At 72.7% G+C, this 20,445-nt stretch carries 19 protein-coding genes; 14 read left to right on the forward strand and 5 right to left on the reverse strand.

Annotated features, from left to right (window positions below):
• Positions 1 to 4: 4 nt before the first annotated feature.
• Positions 5 to 1,147: a glycosyltransferase family 4 protein gene (locus ACIQUQ_RS07265; RefSeq protein WP_403972274.1), complete on the forward strand. Its 1,143-nt coding sequence runs from the start codon at positions 5 to 7 to the stop codon at positions 1,145 to 1,147.
• Between the two features lie 118 nt (positions 1,148 to 1,265).
• Complete coding sequence (locus ACIQUQ_RS07270; RefSeq protein ID WP_403972276.1) at positions 1,266 to 2,882, forward strand: GMC oxidoreductase; 1,617 nt, start codon at positions 1,266 to 1,268, stop codon at positions 2,880 to 2,882.
• A gap of 22 nt (positions 2,883 to 2,904) precedes the next feature.
• On the opposite strand, the gene ACIQUQ_RS07275 is transcribed toward ACIQUQ_RS07270, so the two are convergent.
• Complete coding sequence (locus tag ACIQUQ_RS07275; RefSeq protein WP_403972278.1) at positions 2,905 to 4,701, reverse strand: AMP-dependent synthetase/ligase; 1,797 nt, start codon at positions 4,699 to 4,701, stop codon at positions 2,905 to 2,907.
• Between the two features lie 316 nt (positions 4,702 to 5,017).
• Here ACIQUQ_RS07275 and ACIQUQ_RS07280 point away from each other — a divergent pair, with 316 nt between their 5' ends.
• From ACIQUQ_RS07280 to ACIQUQ_RS07305, 6 genes are all read left to right on the forward strand, one after another.
• Positions 5,018 to 5,767: a metallophosphoesterase gene (locus ACIQUQ_RS07280; RefSeq protein ID WP_403972884.1), complete on the forward strand. Its 750-nt coding sequence runs from the start codon at positions 5,018 to 5,020 to the stop codon at positions 5,765 to 5,767.
• Between the two features lie 80 nt (positions 5,768 to 5,847).
• On the forward strand, positions 5,848 to 6,288 hold the full coding sequence (locus ACIQUQ_RS07285; protein WP_403660530.1) for an SRPBCC family protein: 441 nt from the start codon (positions 5,848 to 5,850) through the stop codon (positions 6,286 to 6,288).
• Between the two features lie 90 nt (positions 6,289 to 6,378).
• A complete protein-coding gene (locus ACIQUQ_RS07290; RefSeq protein WP_403972280.1) occupies positions 6,379 to 7,560 on the forward strand; it encodes an ArsA family ATPase in 1,182 nt (393 codons plus the stop codon).
• A 137-nt stretch (positions 7,561 to 7,697) separates the two neighbouring features.
• On the forward strand, positions 7,698 to 8,171 hold the full coding sequence (locus ACIQUQ_RS07295) for a DUF5304 domain-containing protein (RefSeq protein ID WP_403972282.1): 474 nt from the start codon (positions 7,698 to 7,700) through the stop codon (positions 8,169 to 8,171).
• A 61-nt stretch (positions 8,172 to 8,232) separates the two neighbouring features.
• Positions 8,233 to 9,174, forward strand: a complete 942-nt coding sequence (locus ACIQUQ_RS07300; protein WP_403972284.1) for an ROK family glucokinase — start codon at positions 8,233 to 8,235, stop codon at positions 9,172 to 9,174.
• An 86-nt stretch (positions 9,175 to 9,260) separates the two neighbouring features.
• Positions 9,261 to 10,010, forward strand: coding sequence for an endonuclease/exonuclease/phosphatase family protein (locus ACIQUQ_RS07305; protein ID WP_403972286.1), 750 nt, complete (start codon positions 9,261 to 9,263; stop codon positions 10,008 to 10,010).
• A gap of 82 nt (positions 10,011 to 10,092) precedes the next feature.
• Here ACIQUQ_RS07305 and ACIQUQ_RS07310 read toward each other — a convergent pair whose 3' ends face one another.
• Positions 10,093 to 10,653, reverse strand: coding sequence for a hypothetical protein (locus ACIQUQ_RS07310; protein WP_403972288.1), 561 nt, complete (start codon positions 10,651 to 10,653; stop codon positions 10,093 to 10,095).
• A complete protein-coding gene (locus ACIQUQ_RS07315; RefSeq protein ID WP_403972290.1) occupies positions 10,646 to 11,434 on the reverse strand; it encodes an alpha/beta hydrolase in 789 nt (262 codons plus the stop codon). Before ACIQUQ_RS07315 ends, ACIQUQ_RS07310 begins: the two co-directional genes overlap by 8 nt.
• Positions 11,435 to 11,702: 268 nt before the next feature.
• On the opposite strand from ACIQUQ_RS07315, the gene ACIQUQ_RS07320 reads away from it, so the two are divergent.
• The 5 genes from ACIQUQ_RS07320 (at position 11,703) to ACIQUQ_RS07340 (ending at position 16,719) form a co-directional block, all read left to right on the forward strand.
• A complete protein-coding gene (locus ACIQUQ_RS07320; RefSeq protein ID WP_403972887.1) occupies positions 11,703 to 12,470 on the forward strand; it encodes a lysophospholipid acyltransferase family protein in 768 nt (255 codons plus the stop codon).
• A gap of 89 nt (positions 12,471 to 12,559) precedes the next feature.
• Positions 12,560 to 13,780 (forward strand): MacS family sensor histidine kinase, encoded by a 1,221-nt coding sequence (macS, locus tag ACIQUQ_RS07325; RefSeq protein WP_403972292.1) that lies wholly within the window; start codon positions 12,560 to 12,562, stop codon positions 13,778 to 13,780.
• A complete protein-coding gene (locus ACIQUQ_RS07330; RefSeq protein WP_403660553.1) occupies positions 13,777 to 14,448 on the forward strand; it encodes a response regulator in 672 nt (223 codons plus the stop codon). Before macS ends, ACIQUQ_RS07330 begins: the two co-directional genes overlap by 4 nt.
• A 146-nt stretch (positions 14,449 to 14,594) precedes the next feature.
• A complete protein-coding gene (locus tag ACIQUQ_RS07335; protein ID WP_403972294.1) occupies positions 14,595 to 15,623 on the forward strand; it encodes a 6-phosphofructokinase in 1,029 nt (342 codons plus the stop codon).
• A gap of 109 nt (positions 15,624 to 15,732) precedes the next feature.
• On the forward strand, positions 15,733 to 16,719 hold the full coding sequence (locus tag ACIQUQ_RS07340; protein ID WP_403972296.1) for a 2-hydroxyacid dehydrogenase: 987 nt from the start codon (positions 15,733 to 15,735) through the stop codon (positions 16,717 to 16,719).
• Positions 16,720 to 16,791: 72 nt separating this feature from the next.
• Here the strand turns inward: ACIQUQ_RS07340 and ACIQUQ_RS07345 are convergent, their stop codons facing one another.
• On the reverse strand, positions 16,792 to 18,666 hold the full coding sequence (locus ACIQUQ_RS07345; RefSeq protein WP_403972297.1) for an anthranilate synthase family protein: 1,875 nt from the start codon (positions 18,664 to 18,666) through the stop codon (positions 16,792 to 16,794).
• A 100-nt stretch (positions 18,667 to 18,766) separates the two neighbouring features.
• Positions 18,767 to 18,823, reverse strand: coding sequence for a trp operon leader peptide (locus ACIQUQ_RS07350; protein WP_101392327.1), 57 nt, complete (start codon positions 18,821 to 18,823; stop codon positions 18,767 to 18,769).
• A gap of 101 nt (positions 18,824 to 18,924) precedes the next feature.
• Between ACIQUQ_RS07350 and ACIQUQ_RS07355 the strand changes: the two genes are divergently transcribed.
• Entirely contained in the window at positions 18,925 to 20,280 is a 1,356-nt protein-coding gene (locus ACIQUQ_RS07355) for a class II 3-deoxy-7-phosphoheptulonate synthase (protein ID WP_399939720.1), read from the forward strand.
• Positions 20,281 to 20,445: the final 165 nt, after the last annotated feature.

Raw genomic sequence — 20,445 nt, forward strand, 5'->3', positions numbered from 1 at the left:
GGCGATGCACAAGACGCTGATCGTGACCAATGACTTCCCGCCGCGCCCGGGCGGCATCCAGGCGTTCCTGCACAACATGGCGCTGCGCCTGGATCCGGACCGGATCGTCGTCTACGCCTCCACCTGGAAGCACGGCGCCGAGGGCCGGGAGGCCACCGCGGCCTTCGACGCCGAGCAGCCCTTCCAGGTGGTCCGGGACCGTACGACGATGCTGCTGCCCACGCCCCGGGTGACCCGCAGGGCCGTCGCGCTGCTGCGCAAGCACGGCTGCGAGTCGGTGTGGTTCGGCGCGGCCGCGCCGCTCGGGCTGATGGGCCCGGCGCTGCGCCGCGCGGGCGCGAAGCGGCTGGTGGCCACCACGCACGGCCACGAGGCTGGCTGGGCGCAGCTGCCCGCCGCGCGGCAGCTGCTGCGGCGGATCGGCGAGGGCACCGACACCCTCACCTACCTCGGGGAGTACACGCGGTCGCGGATCGCGTCCGCGCTGACCCCGGCCGCCGCGGGGCGGATGGTGCAGCTGCCGCCGGGCGTGGACGAGAAGACCTTCCACCCGGGCTCGGGCGGGGACGCGGTGCGGGAGCGGCTGGGCCTGGCGGACCGGCCGGTCGTGGTGTGCGTCTCGCGGCTGGTGCCCCGCAAGGGTCAGGACACGCTGATCGAGGCGATGCCCCGGATCCTGGCGCGGGTGCCGGACGCGGTGCTGCTGGTCGTCGGCGGTGGCCCGTACGAGAAGGACCTGCGCGAGCTGGCGGCCCGTACGGGCGTGGCGGACTCGGTGCGGTTCACCGGGGCGGTGCCCTGGGCGGAGCTGCCCGCGCACTACGGAGCCGGTGACGTCTTCGCGATGCCGTGCCGGACCCGGCGCGGCGGGCTCGACGTGGAGGGCCTGGGCATCGTCTACCTGGAGGCCTCGGCCACCGGGCTGCCCGTGGTGGCCGGCGATTCGGGCGGCGCCCCGGACGCGGTGCTGGACGGCGAGACCGGCTGGGTGGTGCGGGGCGGTGACGCGGAGGAGTCCGCCGACCGGATCGCGACGCTGCTGCTGGACCCGGAGCTGCGGGCCCGGATGGGCGAGCGCGGCCGGGCCTGGGTCGAGGAGAAGTGGCGCTGGGACCTCCTGGCGGACCGCCTCCGCGAGCTGCTCTGACTTCCTTCTCCCAAGTCGCCGGGCGCCGGGCGCGATCCGCGCCCGGATCTGACTGTCACTCAGATCTGTGTCAACACCGCGTATGGGCGGACGGCTGGATTCCGCCCATGATGCGGCCATGACACCTCAGCTGACGCGCCGTCACCTCCTGGGTCTCGGCGCCCTCCAGACCGCGGCGGCCCTGGGCTTCACCAGAATCGGCCTGTCCTCGGCGGCCGCGGCAGAGCCCGCCGCGGCCTCGTACGCCCCGGCCGTCGTCGTGGGCTCCGGGTACGGCGCCGCCGTCGCCGCCCTCCGCCTGGGTCAGGCCGGCGTACGGACCGTGGTCCTCGAAATGGGCCGTCTCTGGGACACCCCCGGCTCCGACGGCAAGATCTTCAACACCACCACGGCGCCCGACCACCGTTCCATGTGGTTCCGCAATCGCACCGAGGCCCCGCTGGCCACGTTCCTGTGGCTGGACCTCGTCAACAGGAACATCACCCCGTATCCCGGTGTCCTCGACCGGGTGGGCTACGGCGACATGTCCGTCTTCGTGGGCCGCGGCGTGGGCGGCGGCTCCCTGGTCAACGGCGGCATGGCGCCCACGCCCCGCCGCTCGTACTTCTCCGAGGTGCTGCCGTCCGTCGACGCCGACGAGATGTACGGGACGTACTTCCCGCGGGCCCGGCAGATGCTCGGCGTCAACGACATCGACCCCGGCTGGTTCGAGTCCACGGAGTGGTACCGCTTCGCCAGGATCTCCCGCAAGCACGCCCGCAACACCGGCCTGAAGACCGTGTTCGTGCCCAACGTCTACGACTTCGGCTACATGCAGCGCGAGGCCGCCGGCCAGGTCCCGAAGTCGGCCCTGGCCGGAGAGGTCATCTACGGCAACAACCACGGCAAGAAGAGCGTCGACAAGACCTACCTCGCCGCCGCCCTCGGCACCGGCAACGTCACCATCGAGACGCTCCAGAAGGTGGTCGCGGTACGCCGCGAGCCCGACGGCACGTACGTCCTCACCGTGCACCGCATCGACCTCACGGGAGCGGTCGTCGAGCGGAAGGAGATCGGCTGCCGGCAGCTCTTCCTAGGCGCGGGCAGCCTCGGCACCACCGAGATCCTGCTGCGCGCCCGCGAGACCGGAGCCCTGCCCGGCCTCAGCCCCCGGGTCGGCACCAACTGGGGCGGCAACGGCAACATCATGACGGCCCGGGCCAACCACCTGTGGGACACCGTGGGCGTCAACCAGGCCACCATGCCGGCCCTGGGCATCGACGACTGGGACAACGCCGCCAACCCGGTGTTCGCCGAGATCGCCCCGCTCCCGATGGGCCTGGAGCACTGGATCAGCATGTACCTGGCCATCACCAAGAACCCCGAGCGCGGCACCTTCAGCTACGACCCGGCCACCGACTCGGCACGGCTGCACTGGTCACGCGGCCAGAACGCGCCCTCGGTGAACGCCGCCAAGTGCCTCTTCGACCGGATCAACCGCACCAACGTCACGATGTACCGGTACGACCTCTTCGGCGACAACAAGGCCTTCGCCGACACCTTCACGTACCACCCGCTCGGCGGCTGCGTGCTCGGCGAGGCCACCGACGGCTACGGCCGGGCCCAGGGGTATCCGGGCCTGTACGTGGTGGACGGCTCCCTGATCCCGGGCTCGCTGGGCGTCAACCCGTTCGTCACCATCACCGCACTCGCCGAGCGGAACATGGCCCGCGTCCTCGCCGAGGACCCGCGCTGACGGGCCCCCGGCGGACAGCGGCTCAGCCGCGGTAGATCGACTCGATCTCGTCGGCGAAGTCCTTCGCCACGACGTTGCGCTTCAGCTTCAGCGACGGCGTGATGTGCCCCGACTCCTCAGTGAACTGGGAGGGCAGAATGCGGAATTTCCGCACCGATTCCGCCTTGGAGACGGCGGCGTTGCCGTCGTCCACGGCCTTCTGCACCGCGGCGATCAGGTCCGCGTCCTCGCGCAGCGAGGCCGCCGTGGACCCGGCGGGCTTGTCGTTGTCCTGCGCCCAGCGGCCCAGGAACTCCTCGTCGATGGTGACGAGCGCGCCCACGAACGGGCGGCCGTCGCCGACCACCATGCACTCCGCGACCAGCGCGTGCGCCCGGATCCGGTCCTCGATCACCGCGGGGGCCACGTTCTTGCCGCCCGCCGTGACGATCAGCTCCTTCTTGCGGCCGGTGATCGCGAGGTAGCCGTCCTCGTCGAGCGTGCCGACGTCCCCGGTGTGGAACCAGCCGTCGGTCAGCGCCTCGGCCGTGGCCGCCTCGTTCTTCCAGTACTCCCGGAACACGTGCTCGCCGTGCAGCAGCACCTCGCCGTCGTCCGCGATCCGCACCACGGACCCCGGCAGCGGCTGGCCGACCGTACCGATCTTCTGCCGGTCCCACGGGTTGAAGGCCGTGGCCGCGCAGGACTCCGTCAGGCCGTAGCCCTCCAGGACGGTGAAGCCGATGCCGCGGAAGAAGTGGCCGAGCCGCTCGCCCAGCGGCGCGCCGCCCGAGATCGCGTACTCGCCGCGCCCGCCGAGCACCGTGTGCAGCTTGCTGTAGACCAGCTTCGAGAAGATCTTGTGCTTGAGCTTCAGCCCGAAGGACGGGCCGCCCGGCGTGTCCAGCGCCCGGCTGTACGCGATCGCCGTCTCGGCCGCCGCGTCGAAGATCTTGCCCTTGCCGTCGGCCTGAGCCTTGGCGCGCGCCGAGTTGTAGACCTTCTCGAAGACCCGCGGCACGCCGAGGATCAGCGTCGGGCGGAAGCTCGCCAGCTCGTCCGTGAGGTTCTTGATGTCCGGTACGCAGCCCAGGCGGATCGGCGCCAGGACGGACGCCACCTCCACCAGCCGGCCGAAGACGTGCGCGGCCGGGAGGAAGAGGAGCACCGAGCACTCGCCGGTGCGGAACAGAGGCTTCAGGCGCTCCACCACGTTGCCGCACTCCGCGAAGAAGTTGCGGTGCGTCAGCACGCAGCCCTTCGGGCGGCCGGTGGTGCCGGAGGTGTAGACGATGGTCGCGACGTCGTCGGCGTTGGCCAGCGAGGTGCGCTCGTCGACCAGTTCCTCGGAGACCTCGGCGCCCGCGGCGCGCAGCTCCTCGATGCCGCCCGCCTCGATCTCCCAGACGTGCTTCAGCTCGGGCAGGCCGTCGCGGATGCCGGCGAGCGCCTCGCGGTGCGCGGGGCTCTCGACGATGGCGGCGGTGGCGCCGGAGTCGCCGAGGATCCACTGGATCTGCTCGGGCGAGCTGGTCTCGTACACCGGCACCGTCACGGCGCCCGCGGTCCAGATCGCGAAGTCGGTGAGCACCCACTCGTAACGGGTGCGCGAGATCAGGGCGACGCGGTCGCCGGGCTGCACGCCGGCCGCGATCAGGCCCTTGGCGGTGGCCCGCACCTCGGCCAGGAACTCGGTGGCCGTGACGTCCGCCCACGCGCCGCCGACCTTGCGGCTCATCACGGCGGTGTCGGGATGCTGAGCGGCATTGCGGCGGATGAGATCCGTGAGATTCCCGTCCGACGGGACCTCGTACAGGGCCGGAAGGCTGAACTCGCGCAAGACTGCTGCTCCTCTGGGGCGCCATCGCCACGATGTGGACCGACCGGACGTTACCCACCGGTAGTGGGTTCCCGATAGGGGGTCCCGGCCAGATGTTCCGTGCGTCACATGACGCGGCCTTACGTTGCCGACAGTAGTCCACCCGTTTTGAGACTGAGAAGTAACCGCAGGTCCGGCCCCCTCTACCCATGCGCAGGCGGCCGGACCTAGGGTGATCCGCATGGGTGCGATCAGTGGCAAGTACGGGGCCGGAACCGGCCGTTCCGAAGGCTCCGGCACCAGCCCGGACGGCGGCCGCAAGCGGAACCGGGTGCACGTGGTCAGCGACGTCCACGGCAACACGGAGGCCCTGGCGCGGGCCGGAGAGGGCGCGGACGCCCTGATCTGCCTCGGCGACCTGGTGCTCTTCCTCGACTACGCCGACCACTCGCGCGGCATCTTCCCCGACCTCTTCGGCGTCGAGAACGCCGACCTCATCGTGGAGCTGCGCACCGAGCGCCGCTTCGAGGAGGCCCGCGCCCTCGGCCGGAGGCTGTGGGCCGGCATCGACCGCGAGGCGGCCATCGAGGGCGCGGTCCGCCGCCAGTACGAGGAGATGTTCGCGGCCTTCTCCACCCCGACGTACGCCACCTACGGCAACGTCGACATACCGGCGCTCTGGCCGGAGTACGCCCGGGAGGGCACCACCGTCCTCGACGGCGAGCGCACCGAGATCGGCGGCCTGGTCTTCGGCTTCGTCGGCGGCGGCCTGCCGTCGCCCATGCGCAGCCCGTACGAGATCGACGTCGAGGAGTACGCGGCGAAGGTCGAGGCCCTCGGCGAGGTCGACGTGCTCTGCTCGCACATCCCGCCGGACGTCCCGGAGCTCTGCTACGACACCGTCGCGCGCCGGTTCGAGCGCGGCAGCGGGGCGCTGCTGGACGCGATCCGGCGCACCCGCCCCCGGTACGCGCTCTTCGGCCACGTCCACCAGCCGCTCGCCGCGCGCATGCGCATCGGGGCCACCGAGTGCGTGAACGTCGGGCACTTCGCCTCCACCGGGCGGCCCTGGGCCCTGGAGTGGTGACCCCGCACACGCGCGGTAGCCTTCACGCGACGCCGCAAGGCGTCCGACCCCTGTAACGAGCCTCTGGAGGAGCCGCACCGATGGCGGAACACACCAGCTCCAGCATCACGATCGAGGCGTCCCCGGCCGACGTCATGGCCGTGATCGCCGACTTCGCCCGCTACCCGGAGTGGACGGGCGAGGTGAAGGAGGCGGAGGTGCTCGCCACCGACGCCGAGGGGCGCGCCGAGCAGGTCCGGCTGCTGCTGGACGCGGGCGCGATCAAGGACGACCACACGCTGGCGTACACCTGGAAGGGCACCGACGAGGTCAGCTGGACGCTGGTCAAGTCGCAGATGCTGCGGGTGCTGGACGGCTCGTACCGGCTCGCCCCGCTGGGCGCCGGGGACCGCACCGAGGTCACCTACCAGCTGACCGTGGACGTCAAGATCCCGATGCTCGGCATGATCAAGCGCAAGGCCGAGAAGGTCATCATCGACCGCGCCCTGGCGGGCCTGAAGAAGCGCGTCGAGTCCGCCTGAGCCCACCGGTCAGGCGACGGGTGCGGGCCGGGAGACGCGGGCCGCACCCGGCACGGGACCCGCACCACCAGCAGAGAGCACGGCACACGCATGCGCACCCTTCTCGTCACGGGCCCCGGCGGGGCCGGACGGACCACCGTGGCGGCGGCCACGGCCCTGGACGGAGCCCGGGGCGGCAGCCGCACCCTGCTCGTCACCGGTGAGGACCGGCAGCGGCTCGACGCCGTCCTCGGCACGGCCGACGGGGTCGACGTGTGCCACGTCGACCCCGACACCACCTTCCGGGAGGAGCTGGCCGCCCTCCAGACCCGCGGCACCGCCGTCCTCTCCATGCTCGGCGCCCGCCCGCTGCAGGCCGAGGAGATGACCACGCTGCCGGGCGCGGAGCAGTTCGCCATGCTCAGGGCCCTGCGCCGGGCCGCGGAGGGCGCCGCGTACGACCTCGTCGTCGTGGACCTCCCCCCGCTGCGCCAGGCCATCGACCTCCTCGCACTCCCCGAGCAGCTCCGGCACTACCTGCGCCGCCTGCTGCCCGCCGAGCGGCAGGCCGCCCGCGCCCTGCGCCCGGTACTGGCCCAGCTCGCCGGCGTGCCCATGCCCGCCCAGTGGCTCTACGAGACCGCCGCCCGGTGGGACACCGAGCTGGCCGCCGTCCAGCGGGTCGTCGAGGACCCGGGCACGGCCGTACGGATCGTCGCCGAGCCGGGACCGGCCGGCGCCGACGCCGTACGCACCGGACTCCTCGGCCTCGCCCTGCACCAGATCCCGGTCGACCGCGTGGTCGCCAACCGGGTCCTGCCGCGCGAGTCCGCCGACACCTGGCTGGCCACGCTGGCCGCCCAGCAGGACAAGTGCCTGGCCGAGTGGCCGGCCGCCGACCTGCTCCCGCACCTGGGCCGCGACCCGCGCGGCGCCGAGGACCTGGCGCTGCTGGCGCCGGGGGACGGCGTACCGGGCGGTCCCGCCGGCACGGGTGGGGACGAAGCCCCCGCCGCCCCCGGCGTGCCCGGCCCGCGGGCCCCCTGGCCCGTGGAGGACCGCCTCGCGGACGACGGGGTGCTGCTCTGGCGCATCCCGCTGCCCGGGGCCCGCAAGGACGGCCTGGACCTGGTCCGGCGCGGGGACGAGCTGCTGCTGACGGCCGGGCCGTTCCGCAGGATCGTTCCCCTGCCCTCCGCCCCGCGCCGCTGCACCGTCTCCGGCGCGGCCCTGCGCGACGGCGAGCTGGCCATCCGCTTCACCCCGGACCCGGCCCTCTGGCCCAGCCGCTGACCGGGCCCTGACGCCCGGCCCGGCCCCGGCACCGGCCGCGCCCGCGTTCCCGGCCCGCGTTCCCGGACCCGTCAACGCCGTGCCGCCGTTCGGGTAACGTCGGAAGTGTCAGTCCGCAGCAGCCGCAGGAGTCCGCCATGAGCGAGGCCACCGACCGCCCCTCCGACGACGACGCCTGGGCCTCCGCCTGTGCCGAGGACCTCGCCGCCGAGCGGGCGCGCCGCCGGGCGGAGCAGGAAGGCGCCGCAGGGGCGCCCGGGACCGCCGCCGAAGAGCTGCTCAAGCTGGTCGAGGCCGTGGCCGACAAGGTCGCGGGTATGAACAACCCCCTGTTCGGCGCGGCCGCTCAGGGTGCCGTACGCCAGTTCGTCAACCAGGCGAAGTCCGCGGTCGAACCCGTCATCGAGCGCAATCCGGAGGTCTTCGACCACCTCGCGGCCGCGGGCGGCGAGCTGCTCGCCGCCTACCGCTCCGCCGTGTCGGGCCACGAGACCCGCTGGACCCGCGGCACCCCGGGCGGGGACTCCGGTCGGCGGCCCTGGGAGGACCTGAAGTCGCAGGGCCCGGACGACGACGGCCCCGGGCCGACGGAGCGCATCGACCTCGACTGAGGCACCGCCGCGCTCGGGTACGGTTGGCCGTGGCGGGGTTTGACCGGAAACCGAGGGACTAATGGGACTCACCATCGGCGTCGACATCGGCGGCACGAAGATCGCGGCCGGAGTGGTCGACGAAGAGGGCACCATCCTTGAGACGTACAAGGTGCCCACCCCGCCCACCGCGGACGGCGTGACGGACGCGATCTGCTCCGCCGTCGCCGTGGTCAGCAGCGGCCACAACATCGAGGCCGTCGGCATCGGCGCGGCCGGCTACGTGGACGACAAGCGCGCCACCGTGCTCTTCGCGCCGAACATCAACTGGCGCCACGAACCGCTCAAGGACAAGGTCGAGCAGCGCATCGGCCTCCCCGTCGTCGTCGAGAACGACGCGAACTGCGCGGCCTGGGGCGAGTACCGCTTCGGCGCCGGCCAGGGCCACGACGACGTCATCTGCATCACCCTCGGCACCGGCCTCGGCGGCGGCATCATCATCGGCAACAAGCTGCGCCGCGGCCGCTTCGGCGTGGCCGCCGAGTTCGGCCACATCCGGGTCGTCCCCGACGGCCTGCTCTGCGGCTGCGGCAGCCAGGGCTGCTGGGAGCAGTACGCCTCCGGCCGCGCCCTGGTCAGGTACGCCAAGCAGCGGGCCAACGCCACGCCCGAGAACGCGCAGATCCTGTTCGCCCTGGGCGACGGCACCGTCGAGGGCATCGAGGGCAAGCACATCAGCGAGGCCGCCCGCCAGGGCTGCCCGGTGGCCATCGACTCGTTCCGCGAGCTGGCCCGCTGGGCCGGCGCGGGCCTGGCCGACCTGGCCTCGCTCTTCGACCCGTCCGCCTTCATCGTCGGCGGCGGCGTCTCCGACGAGGGCGAGCTGGTGCTGGAGCCGATCCGCAAGTCCTTCCGCCGCTGGCTGATCGGCGGCCAGTTCCGACCGCACGCGCAGGTGCTGGCCGCGCAGCTCGGCGGCAAGGCCGGCCTGGTCGGCGCCGCGGACCTGGCCCGCCAGGGCTAGCCCGGCGGCCACGGCCACCCGATTCCACGCCGGTTGCCCGTCGTGCCCTCTGGGGGCGCGGCGGGCAACTGCCTATGTTGGGGCCCATGGCGATTCCCGACCTCCCCAACTCCCGTACCGATGCGGACGGTTCCGCGGTGATCCGGGTGCTCAGCTACAACGTCCGCTCGATGCGCGACGACGAGGACGCGCTGGCCCGCGTGATCCGCGCCTGCGCCCCCGACCTGGTCTTCGTACAGGAGGCCCCCAGGTTCTTCCGCTGGCGCAAACACGCGGCCCGGCTGGCCGCGAAGACCGACCTCGTCGTGCTCGGCGGCGGCGCCACGGCGGCCGGGCCGCTGCTGCTGTGCTCGCTGCGGGCCTTCGTGGAGCGCGCCGAGGACGTGTTGCTGCCACTGACGCCCGGCACGCACCGGCGGGGCTTCGCGACGGCCGTCGTCCGCTTCGGCGGGGCCCGGGTGGGGGTGGTCTCCGCCCACCTCTCGCTGCACCGCGAGGAGCGGCAGGCCCAGGCCGGGCTGCTGCTGGACCGGCTGCGGGAGCTGGACGTCCCGTACGCCGTCGCCGCGGGCGACCTGAACGAGGGGCCCGAGGGGAGCGCGTTCGGGCTGCTGGCGGCCGAACTCCAGGACTGCCGGGCGGTCCGGCCGTGGGGCGCGGAGGCGACGTTCCCCGCCGGGCGCCCGGAGCGCCGTATCGACGCCGTCTTCGCGTCGAAGGGGGTCGAGGTGCTGGGCTGCGGGGTTCCCGTCGGGCTGCCGGGCGTCTCCGCCGCGGACCTCGCCGGCGCCACGGACCACCTCCCGGTGCTGGCGGCCCTCCGCCTGCCCGCCTGAGCCGTCCCCCGGATCCGGCCGGGGAGACGGGAACGCGGAAGGGCGGGCCGCACGGCGGCCCGCCCTTCCCCGGCTCGTGCGGCTACACGACCGCGCCGCGGCCCGGGTCGTCGTCCTCGTCGTCGCCCTGGTGCATGCGGGCGACCAGGGTGGCGAAGCCGCCCAGGAAGCCGCCCACGCCCAGCGTGGTGAGCCACCAGGTCATCTCCCACTGGAGCAGCACCGCGAGCAGCAGCAGCACCGGGCCGCCCACGACCGCCAGCCAGGCGAACTTCGACGTGGTGTCGGCCTCCGGGAGCTCCGGGTCCGGCTGGACGAAGTGCCCCTCGTCCGGGTCGTCCCCGTCCGGCTCCGCCAGGGTGTGGTCGCGCGGGCCCGGACCCACGCCCGGGGCGAAGACCACCGAGCTGCCCAGCGCCGGCTTGGGGGAGGGGTCGTCGGTCTCCTCGGCACCCTTCGGCGCGGCGGGCGCGTCCGGCTCCTCGGGCTCCGGCAGCAGCAGGTCCTCGATCGGCTTGAACGGGCGCGAACCCGGCGGGTCCGCCGGCTCCTCGCCGTACCCCGCGACGATCGCGGCCCAGGCCGCTTCCTCGTCCAGCGGCTCGCCGCCGCCGTTGGAGATCCTGCCGTCCTGCTCAGCCACCGGTGGCCGTCCCCTCCATGCCGAGTGCTCCGACCTGCGGAGCGAGTCGGGCGATGAATGCGTACGAGTCCTCGAAGATGCGTTCCGCATCATGGTCCAACGTCGCGACGTGGTAGCTCTGTTCCAGCAGGGTCTCCGTCACGTCCGTGGAGGACACCCGGCTCAGGATCCGGGCCGAGTCCACCGGCGGCACCACGTGGTCCTGGGGGCTGTGGAGCAGCAGCATCGGCTGCGTGACCTGCGGCAGCTCGCCGTCCACCATGCGCAGGAACTGGCGCAGCGAGTGCGCGGCGCGGGTCGGCACCCGGTCGTACCCGACCTCCAGCGAGCCCGGCTTCGCGATGTCGCTCGCGATGCCCGGGGTGGAGCGGATGAAGTGCTTGGCCACCGGCAGGGCCACGGCGAGCGGGTCGTGGACCTTGTTCGCCGGGTTGACCACGACGACGCCGGTGACGGCGTCCCCGTGCCTGGCCGCCAGGCGCAGCGTCAGGGCGCCGCCCATCGACAGGCCGAAGACGAAGACCTTCTCGCAGCGGTCCAGGAGCTCCCGCAGGGCCCGGTCCACCTCGGCGTACCAGTCCTGCCACCCGGTGAGCTGCATGTCCTGCCAGCGCGTGCCGTGGCCGGGCAGCAGCGGCAGCGAGACGCTCAGACCGCGGTCCGCGAGGTACTCCGCCCAGGGGCGCAGCGACTGCGGGGAGCCGGTGAAGCCGTGGCAGAGGAGTACGCCGACCTCTCCGCCCTCGTGGCGGAACGGCTCGGCTCCAGGGAGGACGGGCACGAGGGTCTCCTGTTCATGAGGGCGCGGAAGGTGCGGGTCACGGGGGCCCGCGGGGGGCTCATGCGCGAAACGAGGGGGCACAGAGGGATGTAACGAGGGGGCGCGCTGTGTGTACTTCACGGTACGCGACCGGGGTGACACGGGCCAGGGTCGGCGCCCCGCCGCCCACCAGGGCTTCGAGGGGTGCCGCGGGAGGGATCGCGGGCCCGCCAGGGGTTAAGGTCTGATCGACGGACACAGGAAGGCTTTCGAGTTGATCTACGGCGCAATGAAGTTCTCCATCGGGGGCTCCCTGAAGCTCGCCTTCAGGCCCTGGGTGGAGGGCCTCGAGAACATCCCCGCCGAAGGCCCGGCGATCCTCGCGAGCAACCACCTCTCCTTCTCGGACTCGTTCTTCCTGCCCGCGGTTCTCGACCGCAAGGTGACCTTCATCGCCAAGGCGGAGTACTTCACCTCCCCGGGCGTCAAGGGCAAGCTGACCGCGGCCTTCTTCAAGGGCGTGGGCCAGCTCCCCGTGGACCGCTCCGGCGCCCGCGGCGCCGGCGAGGCCGCCATCAGGAGCGGCATCGAGGTCATCGAGCGCGGCGAGCTCTTCGGCATCTACCCCGAGGGCACCCGGTCGCCCGACGGCCGCCTCTACCGCGGCAAGCCCGGCGGCCTGGCCCGCGTGGCGCTGGCCACCGGCGCCCCCGTGATCCCCGTGGCCATGATCGACACCGAGAAGATCCAGCCGCCCGGCAAGGTGATCCCCAAGCTGATGCGCCCGGGCATCCGGATCGGCAAGCCCCTCGACTTCAGCCGCTACCAGGGCATGGACGGCGACCGCTTCATCCTCCGCTCGGTGACCGACGAGGTCATGTACGAGATCATGAAGCTCTCCGGCCAGGAGTACGTCGACATCTACGCGACCGCCGCCAAGCGGCAGATCGCCGATGCCGAGAAGGCCGCCAAGGACGCGGCGAAGGAAGCCGCCAAGGAGGCCGCGCAGGCCGAGAAGGCGCAGAAGGCCGCAGAGGCCGGACAGCAGGAGCAGTAGACCGGACGCCGGTCGCACCGGTGGGACCGGGCGGCCGGCGCCGGCAGTACGTACGGACAGGCGGTCGCAGGCACCGCCCGGGGGTGGGGATGGCCAAGCGCGAGCGCGTCGTGCGGATGTCCGTGGAGCAGCCGCTGTGGCGGGCGCTGACCGCGTACCGGCTGCTGACCGCGGGCTACGCGGTGCTGCTGTTCGCCTCCGCGTACCGGCAGTTCGTCCGGCCCTGGGTGGCCGTGGCCTACCTCGCGGTCCTCGTGGTGTGGACGCTGGCCACCCTGCCCAAGGTCGCCGGCGCCGCCGCCTGCACCAAGCGCTTCCTGGGCGCCGACCTCACGGTCGCCATGGTGGGCATCCTGCTGACCCCGGTCGCGGACTCGGCCCGGCGGATCGCCGAGGGCGGGCCCACCCTGCCGTCCATCTGGACCGCGGGCTCGGTCCTCGCCTTCGCGCTCAAGGGCGGCTGGCGGTGGGCCTGCTTCGCCTCCACCTTCGTGGCGGTGGCCAACGTGGTCCAGCGCGGCGCACCCACCCGCGACACCGTGCACAACGTGCTGCTGGTGTGGGTCGCCTCGATCGCCATCGGGTACGTCGTCGAGGTCGCCCGCGCCAGTGAGAACACCCTCGCGCGGGCCCTGGAGATCGAGGCGGCCACCCGCGAGCGGGAGCGGCTGGCCCGGGACATCCACGACGGGGTGCTCCAGGTGCTGGCCATGGTGCAGCGGCGCGGCACCGCCCTGGGCGGCGAGGCCGCCGAGCTGGGCCGGATGGCCGGCGAGCAGGAGGTGGCGCTGCGCACCCTGGTCTCCAGCGGGCTGCTGCCGGCCTCCCGGGTCTCGCGCGACGCGGCCCAGGGGGCGCTGGTCAGCGCCGAGGAGGTCGAGGAGCCCGGCGCGGACGAGGCCGCGGACCTGGACCTGCGGGCCCTGCTGGCCCCGCACGCCGGGTCCCGGGTCAGCTTCGCCGAGCCCGGCGCGCCGGTCATGCTGCCGGCCCCGGCGGCCCGTGAGCTGGCCGCGGCCGTCAGCGCCGCCCTCGACAACGTCCGCCGGCACGCCGGGGAGACGGCCCGGGCCTGGATCCTGGTCGAGGACTGGACGGACGAGGTGATCGTGACGGTCCGGGACGACGGTCCCGGCATCCCCGAGGGCCGCCTGGTGCAGGCCGAGGGGGAGGGGCGGATGGGCGTGGCCCTGTCCATCCGCGGCAGGCTGCGGGACCTGGGCGGCACGGCCGACCTGGTCTCCGTACCGGGGCAGGGCACGGAAGTAGAGCTGAAGGTTCCACGGAACGGGGCGGGAGCGGGACGATGAGCGAAGAGCGCGCGATCAAGGTGATGGTCGTGGACGACCACCCGATGTGGCGGGACGCGGTCGCCCGCGACCTCGCCGCGGCCGGCTGCGAGATCGTGGCCACCGCCGGGGACGGGCCGGGGGCGGTCCGCCGCGCCAAGGCCGCGGACCCCGAGGTGCTGGTGCTGGACCTGAACCTCCCCGGCATGCCCGGCGTGCAGGTCTGCAAGGAGCTGGTCGGCGCCAATCCGGCGCTCCGGGTGCTGGTGCTCTCCGCCAGCGGTGAGCACGCGGACGTGCTGGAGGCGGTGAAGTCCGGCGCGACCGGCTACCTGCTGAAGTCCGCCGGTGCCGACGAGCTGATCGACGCGGTGCGCCGTACCGCCGTCGGCGACCCGGTCTTCACCCCGGGCCTGGCCGGCCTGGTGCTGGGCGAGTACCGCCGGCTGGCCTCCGACCCGGCCCCGGCCGCCCCGGACGTGCCCAAGGCCCCGCAGCTGACCGACCGTGAGACGGAAGTGCTGCGCCTCGTCGCCAAGGGCCTGTCGTACAAGCAGATCGCCGAGCGGCTGGTGATCTCGCACCGGACCGTCCAGAACCACGTGCAGAACACCCTGGGCAAGCTGCAGCTGCACAACCGGGTGGAGCTGGTGCGGTACGCGATCGAGCGTGGCCTCGACGACGAGTAGCTCCCCTTACGGGTGAAAGCGTCTACGCAAGTACCCGTAATCTCACCGGAATTGACCCTTCGGGCACGCTCGGGGTGACCTGCGTCACCACTAGCGTGGCCGCCATGCGGGCCCTTGGGGCCCTTTATGGCGAAAGGGAGGATTCCATGAAGGTCGGAGTGCTGACCGGCGGTGGCGACTGCCCCGGGCTGAACGCGGTGATCCGGGGAGTCGTCCGCAAGGGCGTCCAGGAGTACGCGTACGACTTCATCGGTTTCCGGGACGGCTGGCGCGGCCCGCTCGACGGCGACACCGTCCCGCTCGGCATCCCCGCCGTCCGCGGCATCCTGCCGCGCGGCGGCACCATCCTCGGCTCCTCGCGCACCAACCCCTTCAAGACGGACGACGGCGTCCGCCGGATCAAGGACAACCTGGCCAAGCACGAGGTCGAGGCCCTGGTCGCCATCGGCGGCGAGGACACCCTCGGCGTCGCGGCCCGGCTGTACGAGGAGTTCGGCATCCCGTGCGTCGGGGTGCCGAAGACCATCGACAACGACCTCTCGGCCACCGACTACACCTTCGGCTTCGACACCGCCGTCGGCATCGCCACCGAGGCCATCGACCGGCTGCACACCACCGCCGAGTCGCACATGCGCGTGCTGGTCGTCGAGGTGATGGGCCGCCACGCGGGCTGGATCGCCCTGCACTCCGGCCTCGCGGGCGGCGCGAACGTCATCCTCATCCCCGAGCAGCGCTTCGACGTGGACCAGGTCTGCGCCTGGGTGACCTCCCGCTTCAAGGCCAGCTACGCGCCGATCGTGGTGGTCGCCGAGGGAGCCATGCCCAAGGACGGCGACATGGTGCTCAAGGACGGCACCCTCGACTCCTTCGGGCACGTCCGGCTGTCGGGCGTGGGGGAGTGGCTGGCCAAGGAGATCGAGTCCCGCACGGGCAAGGAGGCCCGTACGACCGTCCTCGGGCACGTGCAGCGGGGCGGCACCCCCAGCGCGTACGACCGCTGGCTGGCCACCCGCTTCGGACTGCACGCCATCGACGCGGTGCGGGACCGCGACTTCGGGAAGATGGTCGCGCTGCGCGGCACGGACGTGGTGCGGGTCCCGATCGCCGAGGCCACGGCCAAGCTGAAGACGGTGGACCCGGAGCTGTACCGGGAGGCGGGGGTCTTCTTCGGCTAGGCCGGTCCGGAGGAGCAGCGCAGGGGCCCGGGCCGTATATTCGGCAATGATCGCCTATCCGGCAAAGATCGCCATATGCGGCCCATCGCCCATAAAAGGGGAGCAGACCGTGGAAATCCTGGCATTCGGTGTGACCGCCGACGAGGAGCCCCTCCTGGAGCGGGCCTTCGCAGGACAACACGAGGTGCGCTGCCTCGACGTCTTCCTCAGCGAGGACACCGCGCCGATCGCGACGGGCTACGAGGTGGTCAGCTCCAGCGTCAACGCCGACCTCAACGGGCGGGTGCTGCGGACCCTGGCGGCCGGCGGGACGAAGATGATCGCCCAGCGGTCCACCGGCTTCAACAACATCGACCTCGACGTCGCGAAGTCCCTCGGCATGACGGTCAGCCGGGTCTCGTACTACTCGCCGTACGCGGTGGCCGAGTTCGCCTGGACCCTGGCCATGGCGGTCAACCGGCGGATCGTCCGCGCCTCGAACCGCACGCGGGACTTCGACTTCCGGCTGAACGGCCTGCTGGGCCGGGACATGCACGGGCGCACCGTGGGCGTGCTCGGCACCGGCAAGATCGGCGAGGCGTTCACCCGGATCGCGCACGGCTTCGGGATGAACCTGCTCGGCTGGGACGTGGCAGAGAACCCGCGGTGCCTGGAGCTGGGCATGAAGTACGTGGACAAGGAGGTGCTGCTCGCCGCCGCCGACCTGGTCAGCCTGCACGTGCCGCTGCTCGACGCGACGCACCACATCATCGACTCCGCCGCGCTGAAGTCCATGAAGGACGACGCGATCCTGGTGAACTCCAGCCGGGGCGGCCTGGTGGACACCGAGGCGCTGGTCGCGGAGCTGCGGGCCGGGCGCTTCACCGGCGTGGGCCTGGACGTGTACGAGGCCGAGGCGGGCGTCTTCTTCCTGGACAAGTCCCTGGAGGCGGTCCCGGACGACACGCTGGCCCGGCTGATCACGTTCCCGAACGTGGTGGTCACCTCGCACCAGGCGTACTACACGCACGACGCGGTGGGGCAGATCATCGAAGCGACGGTCCGCAACGTGGCGGACTACCTCTCGGGCCGCCGCTCGGAGAACACCCTCACCTGACCGCGCCCGTGCCGGGCGCTCCGGGCGCCCGGCACGGAACCCGCACCGGCAGCGGGCCGGCGCGGGGGTCCCCTACGCGGGGATCAGGGTGCGGACCAGGGACGACAGCAGGGCCGCGCCGCGCAGGGTCAGGACCGACTCCGGGTGGAACTGGACGCCCGCGAAGGCCCGCGCCGCGCAGCGCAGGGCGTGGACCTCACCCGAAGCGGCGTCCCGGGACACCTCCACGCCGTGCGCCAGCAGCTCCGCCGCGGCCTCGCCGTCGCACGCGGCCGTGTACGTGTTGTAGAAGCCCACCGTCTCCGGCGACCCGAAGAAGTCGATCCGCGTCTGCGCCCCCTGCGCCGGCTCCGCCTTCCGCACCAGCGGCAGCCCCAGCTCCGCCGCGATCAGCTCGTGCCCCAGGCACACGCCCAGCAGCCCGTCCCGGTGCGACCGCAGCAGCTCCCGCGCCAGCCCCCGCAGCAGCCGCATCTTGGGGTCACCGGCGTCCGCCGGGTCCCCCGGGCCGGGGCCCAGCACCACCGGCCCCCGGTGTGCCAGCGCGGCCTCCCGCAGCCCCGGCTCGTCGTACCGCCTTACGGTCACCTCCAGGCCCGCGGCCCGCAGCACGTGCGCCAGCATCGCCGTGAACGTGTCCTCCGCGTCCACCACCAGCGCGTGCCCGGCCGCCGGAGCCACCTGCTCCTGCATCCGGAGCCAGAACGGCGCCAGGTCCGCCCGCCGGGCCGCCAGCGCCTCCTGTACCCGGGGATCGTCGGCGAGCCGCCCCGTACCGCCGCCGGCCGGCGCCGGGGCCCCCGGCCGCACGCCCAGCGCCGCCAGCACCCCGGCCGCCTTCGCGTGCGTCTCGGCCACCTCGCCGGCCGGGTCGGAGTGCCGCACCAGCGTCGCCCCGATGGGCACCCGCAGCGCGCCCTCCGGCGAGATCTCGGCGGTGCGGATCAGGATCGGGGAGTCCAGGGTCTGCGCGCCGTTCGCGTCCAGGCCCAGAAGGGCCAGGGCGCCCGCGTAGTAGCGCCGCCCGCCCACCTCGTACCGTTCGATCACCCGGCACGCGTTCTGCACCGGGGAGCCGGTCACGGTCGCCGCGAACATCGTCTCCCGCAGCACCTCCCGCACGTCCAGGGAGGACCGCCCGCGCAGCTCGTACTCGGTGTGCGCGAGGTGCGCCATCTCCTTCAGCCGGGGCCCCACGACGACGCCGCCCATGTCGCCGACGGTGCACATCATCTTGAGCTCCTCGTCGACCACCATCGACAGCTCCTCGGTCTCCTTGCGGTCCCCGAGGAAGGCGAGCAGCGAATCGGCGGTCGGGCCCCCGGCCGGGTAGCGGTACGTCCCGCTGATCGGGTTCATGACCACCGTGCCCCCGGACATCCGCACGTGGACCTCCGGGCTGGCCCCGACGAGCGTCCGGTCCCCGGTGTGCACGACGTACGTCCAGTACGCGCCCCGCTCGCCCGCCAGCAGCCGCCGGAACAGCGCCAGCGCGTCGGCCCGCGAGAAGCCGGGGATCTCCCCGGTGTACGTGCGGCGGATGACGAAGTTGGCGCCCTCGCCCCGGCCGATCTCCTCGTCGATCACCCGCCGCACGATCGAGCCGTACTCCTCGTCGGAGACGTCGAAGCCGCCGCCCTCGACCCGTACGTCGTGCGCCGGCAGCGCGGCCATCACCTCGTCGAGCGGCAGCTCGTACGCCTCCTCGGCGACCAGCACGCTCAGCGGCGTGCCGTCGTCGCGGACGTCGAACCCGCGCTCCCGGATCTGCCGGAACGGCACCAGGGCGAGCGTGGGCAGCTCCCGTACCGGCAGGTCGGCCAGCCGGCCGGCCTCGTGGACCGGGCCGAGCAGCACCTCGACGGTGTCGTGGTCGCGGCCCGGGGTGCGGCGGCGGAGCAGGGCGAAGGGCGGGCAGTCGTCGGCCAGCAGCCTCGTGATCGGCATCGGTGGGTTCCTTCCGGCGTGGGTGGAGAGGAACGGCCCCCGACATGCGAGAAGGCCGCCCCTCGGGCGGCCTTCGCGTCGGTTCTACGGGTACGCGCAGTCAGTGGGCCGCCGGATGAGCGGTCCACCACCAGTTCTGGTTCGAGTGCGCGAACATGTCGTGCACCCTACTCCCTGGAAGAGCCGGATCTGTACCGGTCCGTCTCACCAGATGGTCGGTGGGCCGGACGCGGCGGGACACGACGTAATGTTTGGGGGGTGACCGTGAACGCTGAAACCCAAGCCGTCGCCGCCAAGGCGACCTGGCGAGACCTGCCCGCGGCGCAGCAGCCTGAGTACCCCGATGCCGAGGCTCTGCGCGAAGTCGTCGCGGACCTCGCCTCGTATCCGCCGCTCGTCTTCGCGGGCGAATGTGACCAGCTGCGCGCCCGTCTGGGAGCCGTCGCCCGGGGTGAGGCGTTCCTCCTCCAGGGCGGCGACTGCGCCGAGGCCTTCGACGCCGTGTCGGCCGACCACATCCGCGCGAAGCTCAAGACCCTGCTCCAGATGAGCGCCGTCCTGACGTACGCGGCCTCCGTGCCCGTCGTCAAGCTCGGCCGCATCGCGGGCCAGTACTCCAAGCCGCGCTCCAAGGACACCGAGACCCGCGACGGCGTGACCCTGCCGACCTACCGCGGCGACTCGGTGAACGGCTTCGCCTTCACCGAGGAGGCCCGGATCCCGGACCCCGAGCGCCTGAAGCGGATGTACAACGCCTCCGCCTCGACGCTCAACCTGGTGCGCGCCTTCACCACCGGTGGCTACGCCGACCTGCGCCAGGTGCACGCCTGGAACCAGGACTTCGTGAAGTCGTCCCCCTCCGGCCAGCGCTACGAGGCGCTCGCCCGGGAGATCGACAACGCCCTGAACTTCATGAAGGCCTGCGGCACCGACCCGGCCGAGTTCAAGGCCGTCGAGTTCTACGCCTCCCACGAGGCGCTGCTGCTCGACTACGAGGGCGCCCTGACCAGGACCGACTCGCGCACCGGCAAGCTGTACGACACCTCCGGCCACATGGTCTGGATCGGTGAGCGCACCCGGCAGCTGGACCACGCGCACATCGAGTTCGCCTCGCAGATCGCCAACCCGATCGGCATCAAGCTCGGCCCGACCACCTCGGTCGACGAGGCGCTCACCTACATCGACCGCCTCGACCCGGACCGCGAGCCCGGCCGCCTGACCTTCATCGTCCGCATGGGCGCCGACAAGGTCCGCGACAAGCTCCCGGAGCTGGTCGAGAAGGTCACCGCCTCCGGCGCGGTCGTCGCCTGGGTCACCGACCCCATGCACGGCAACACCTTCGAGGCGGCCTCGGGCCACAAGACCCGCCGCTTCGACGACGTGCTCGACGAGGTCAAGGGCTTCTTCGAGGTCCACAAGGCGCTGGGCACCCACCCGGGCGGCATCCACGTCGAGCTCACCGGTGACGACGTCACCGAGTGCGTGGGCGGCGGCGACGAGATCTTCGTCGACGACCTGCACCAGCGCTACGAGACGGCCTGCGACCCGCGGCTCAACCGCAGCCAGTCGCTGGACCTGGCCTTCCTGGTGGCGGAGATGTACCGCGACCAGTAGGAACGATCAACATGTAGACAGCTACGAGAGTGGGGGGGGGGGGGGGGGGGGGCCCCCCCCCCCCCCCGCGGGCGGGCGTTTAACCCCACGGGGCCCCCGGGTAACATAGGTTATCATCCCCCGAAAAGAGTACGGGGAAGCGCCCCCCAAAAACATACCGGCGGG

It is taken from the genome of Streptomyces sp. NPDC101118 (assembly GCF_044759445.1).
In the GTDB taxonomy this organism is placed as follows: Bacteria; Actinomycetota; Actinomycetes; order Streptomycetales; family Streptomycetaceae; genus Streptomyces.

What these genes read in the sequence shown, in the direction of transcription:
- ACIQUQ_RS07295 (WP_403972282.1), top strand. Translation starts at nt 7,698, where the DNA reads ATGAGCGAGGCCACCGACCGCCCCTCCGACGACGACGCCTGGGCCTCC.
- ACIQUQ_RS07305 (WP_403972286.1), top strand. Translation starts at nt 9,261, where the DNA reads ATGGCGATTCCCGACCTCCCCAACTCCCGTACCGATGCGGACGGTTCC.
- ACIQUQ_RS07345 (WP_403972297.1), bottom strand. Translation starts at nt 18,666, where the DNA reads ATGCCGATCACGAGGCTGCTGGCCGACGACTGCCCGCCCTTCGCCCTG.
- ACIQUQ_RS07300 (WP_403972284.1), top strand. Translation starts at nt 8,233, where the DNA reads ATGGGACTCACCATCGGCGTCGACATCGGCGGCACGAAGATCGCGGCC.
- macS (WP_403972292.1), top strand. Translation starts at nt 12,560, where the DNA reads ATGGCCAAGCGCGAGCGCGTCGTGCGGATGTCCGTGGAGCAGCCGCTG.
- ACIQUQ_RS07320 (WP_403972887.1), top strand. Translation starts at nt 11,703, where the DNA reads ATGAAGTTCTCCATCGGGGGCTCCCTGAAGCTCGCCTTCAGGCCCTGG.
- ACIQUQ_RS07290 (WP_403972280.1), top strand. Translation starts at nt 6,379, where the DNA reads ATGCGCACCCTTCTCGTCACGGGCCCCGGCGGGGCCGGACGGACCACC.
- ACIQUQ_RS07265 (WP_403972274.1), top strand. Translation starts at nt 5, where the DNA reads ATGCACAAGACGCTGATCGTGACCAATGACTTCCCGCCGCGCCCGGGC.
- ACIQUQ_RS07330 (WP_403660553.1), top strand. Translation starts at nt 13,777, where the DNA reads ATGAGCGAAGAGCGCGCGATCAAGGTGATGGTCGTGGACGACCACCCG.
- ACIQUQ_RS07270 (WP_403972276.1), top strand. Translation starts at nt 1,266, where the DNA reads ATGACACCTCAGCTGACGCGCCGTCACCTCCTGGGTCTCGGCGCCCTC.
- ACIQUQ_RS07335 (WP_403972294.1), top strand. Translation starts at nt 14,595, where the DNA reads ATGAAGGTCGGAGTGCTGACCGGCGGTGGCGACTGCCCCGGGCTGAAC.
- ACIQUQ_RS07285 (WP_403660530.1), top strand. Translation starts at nt 5,848, where the DNA reads ATGGCGGAACACACCAGCTCCAGCATCACGATCGAGGCGTCCCCGGCC.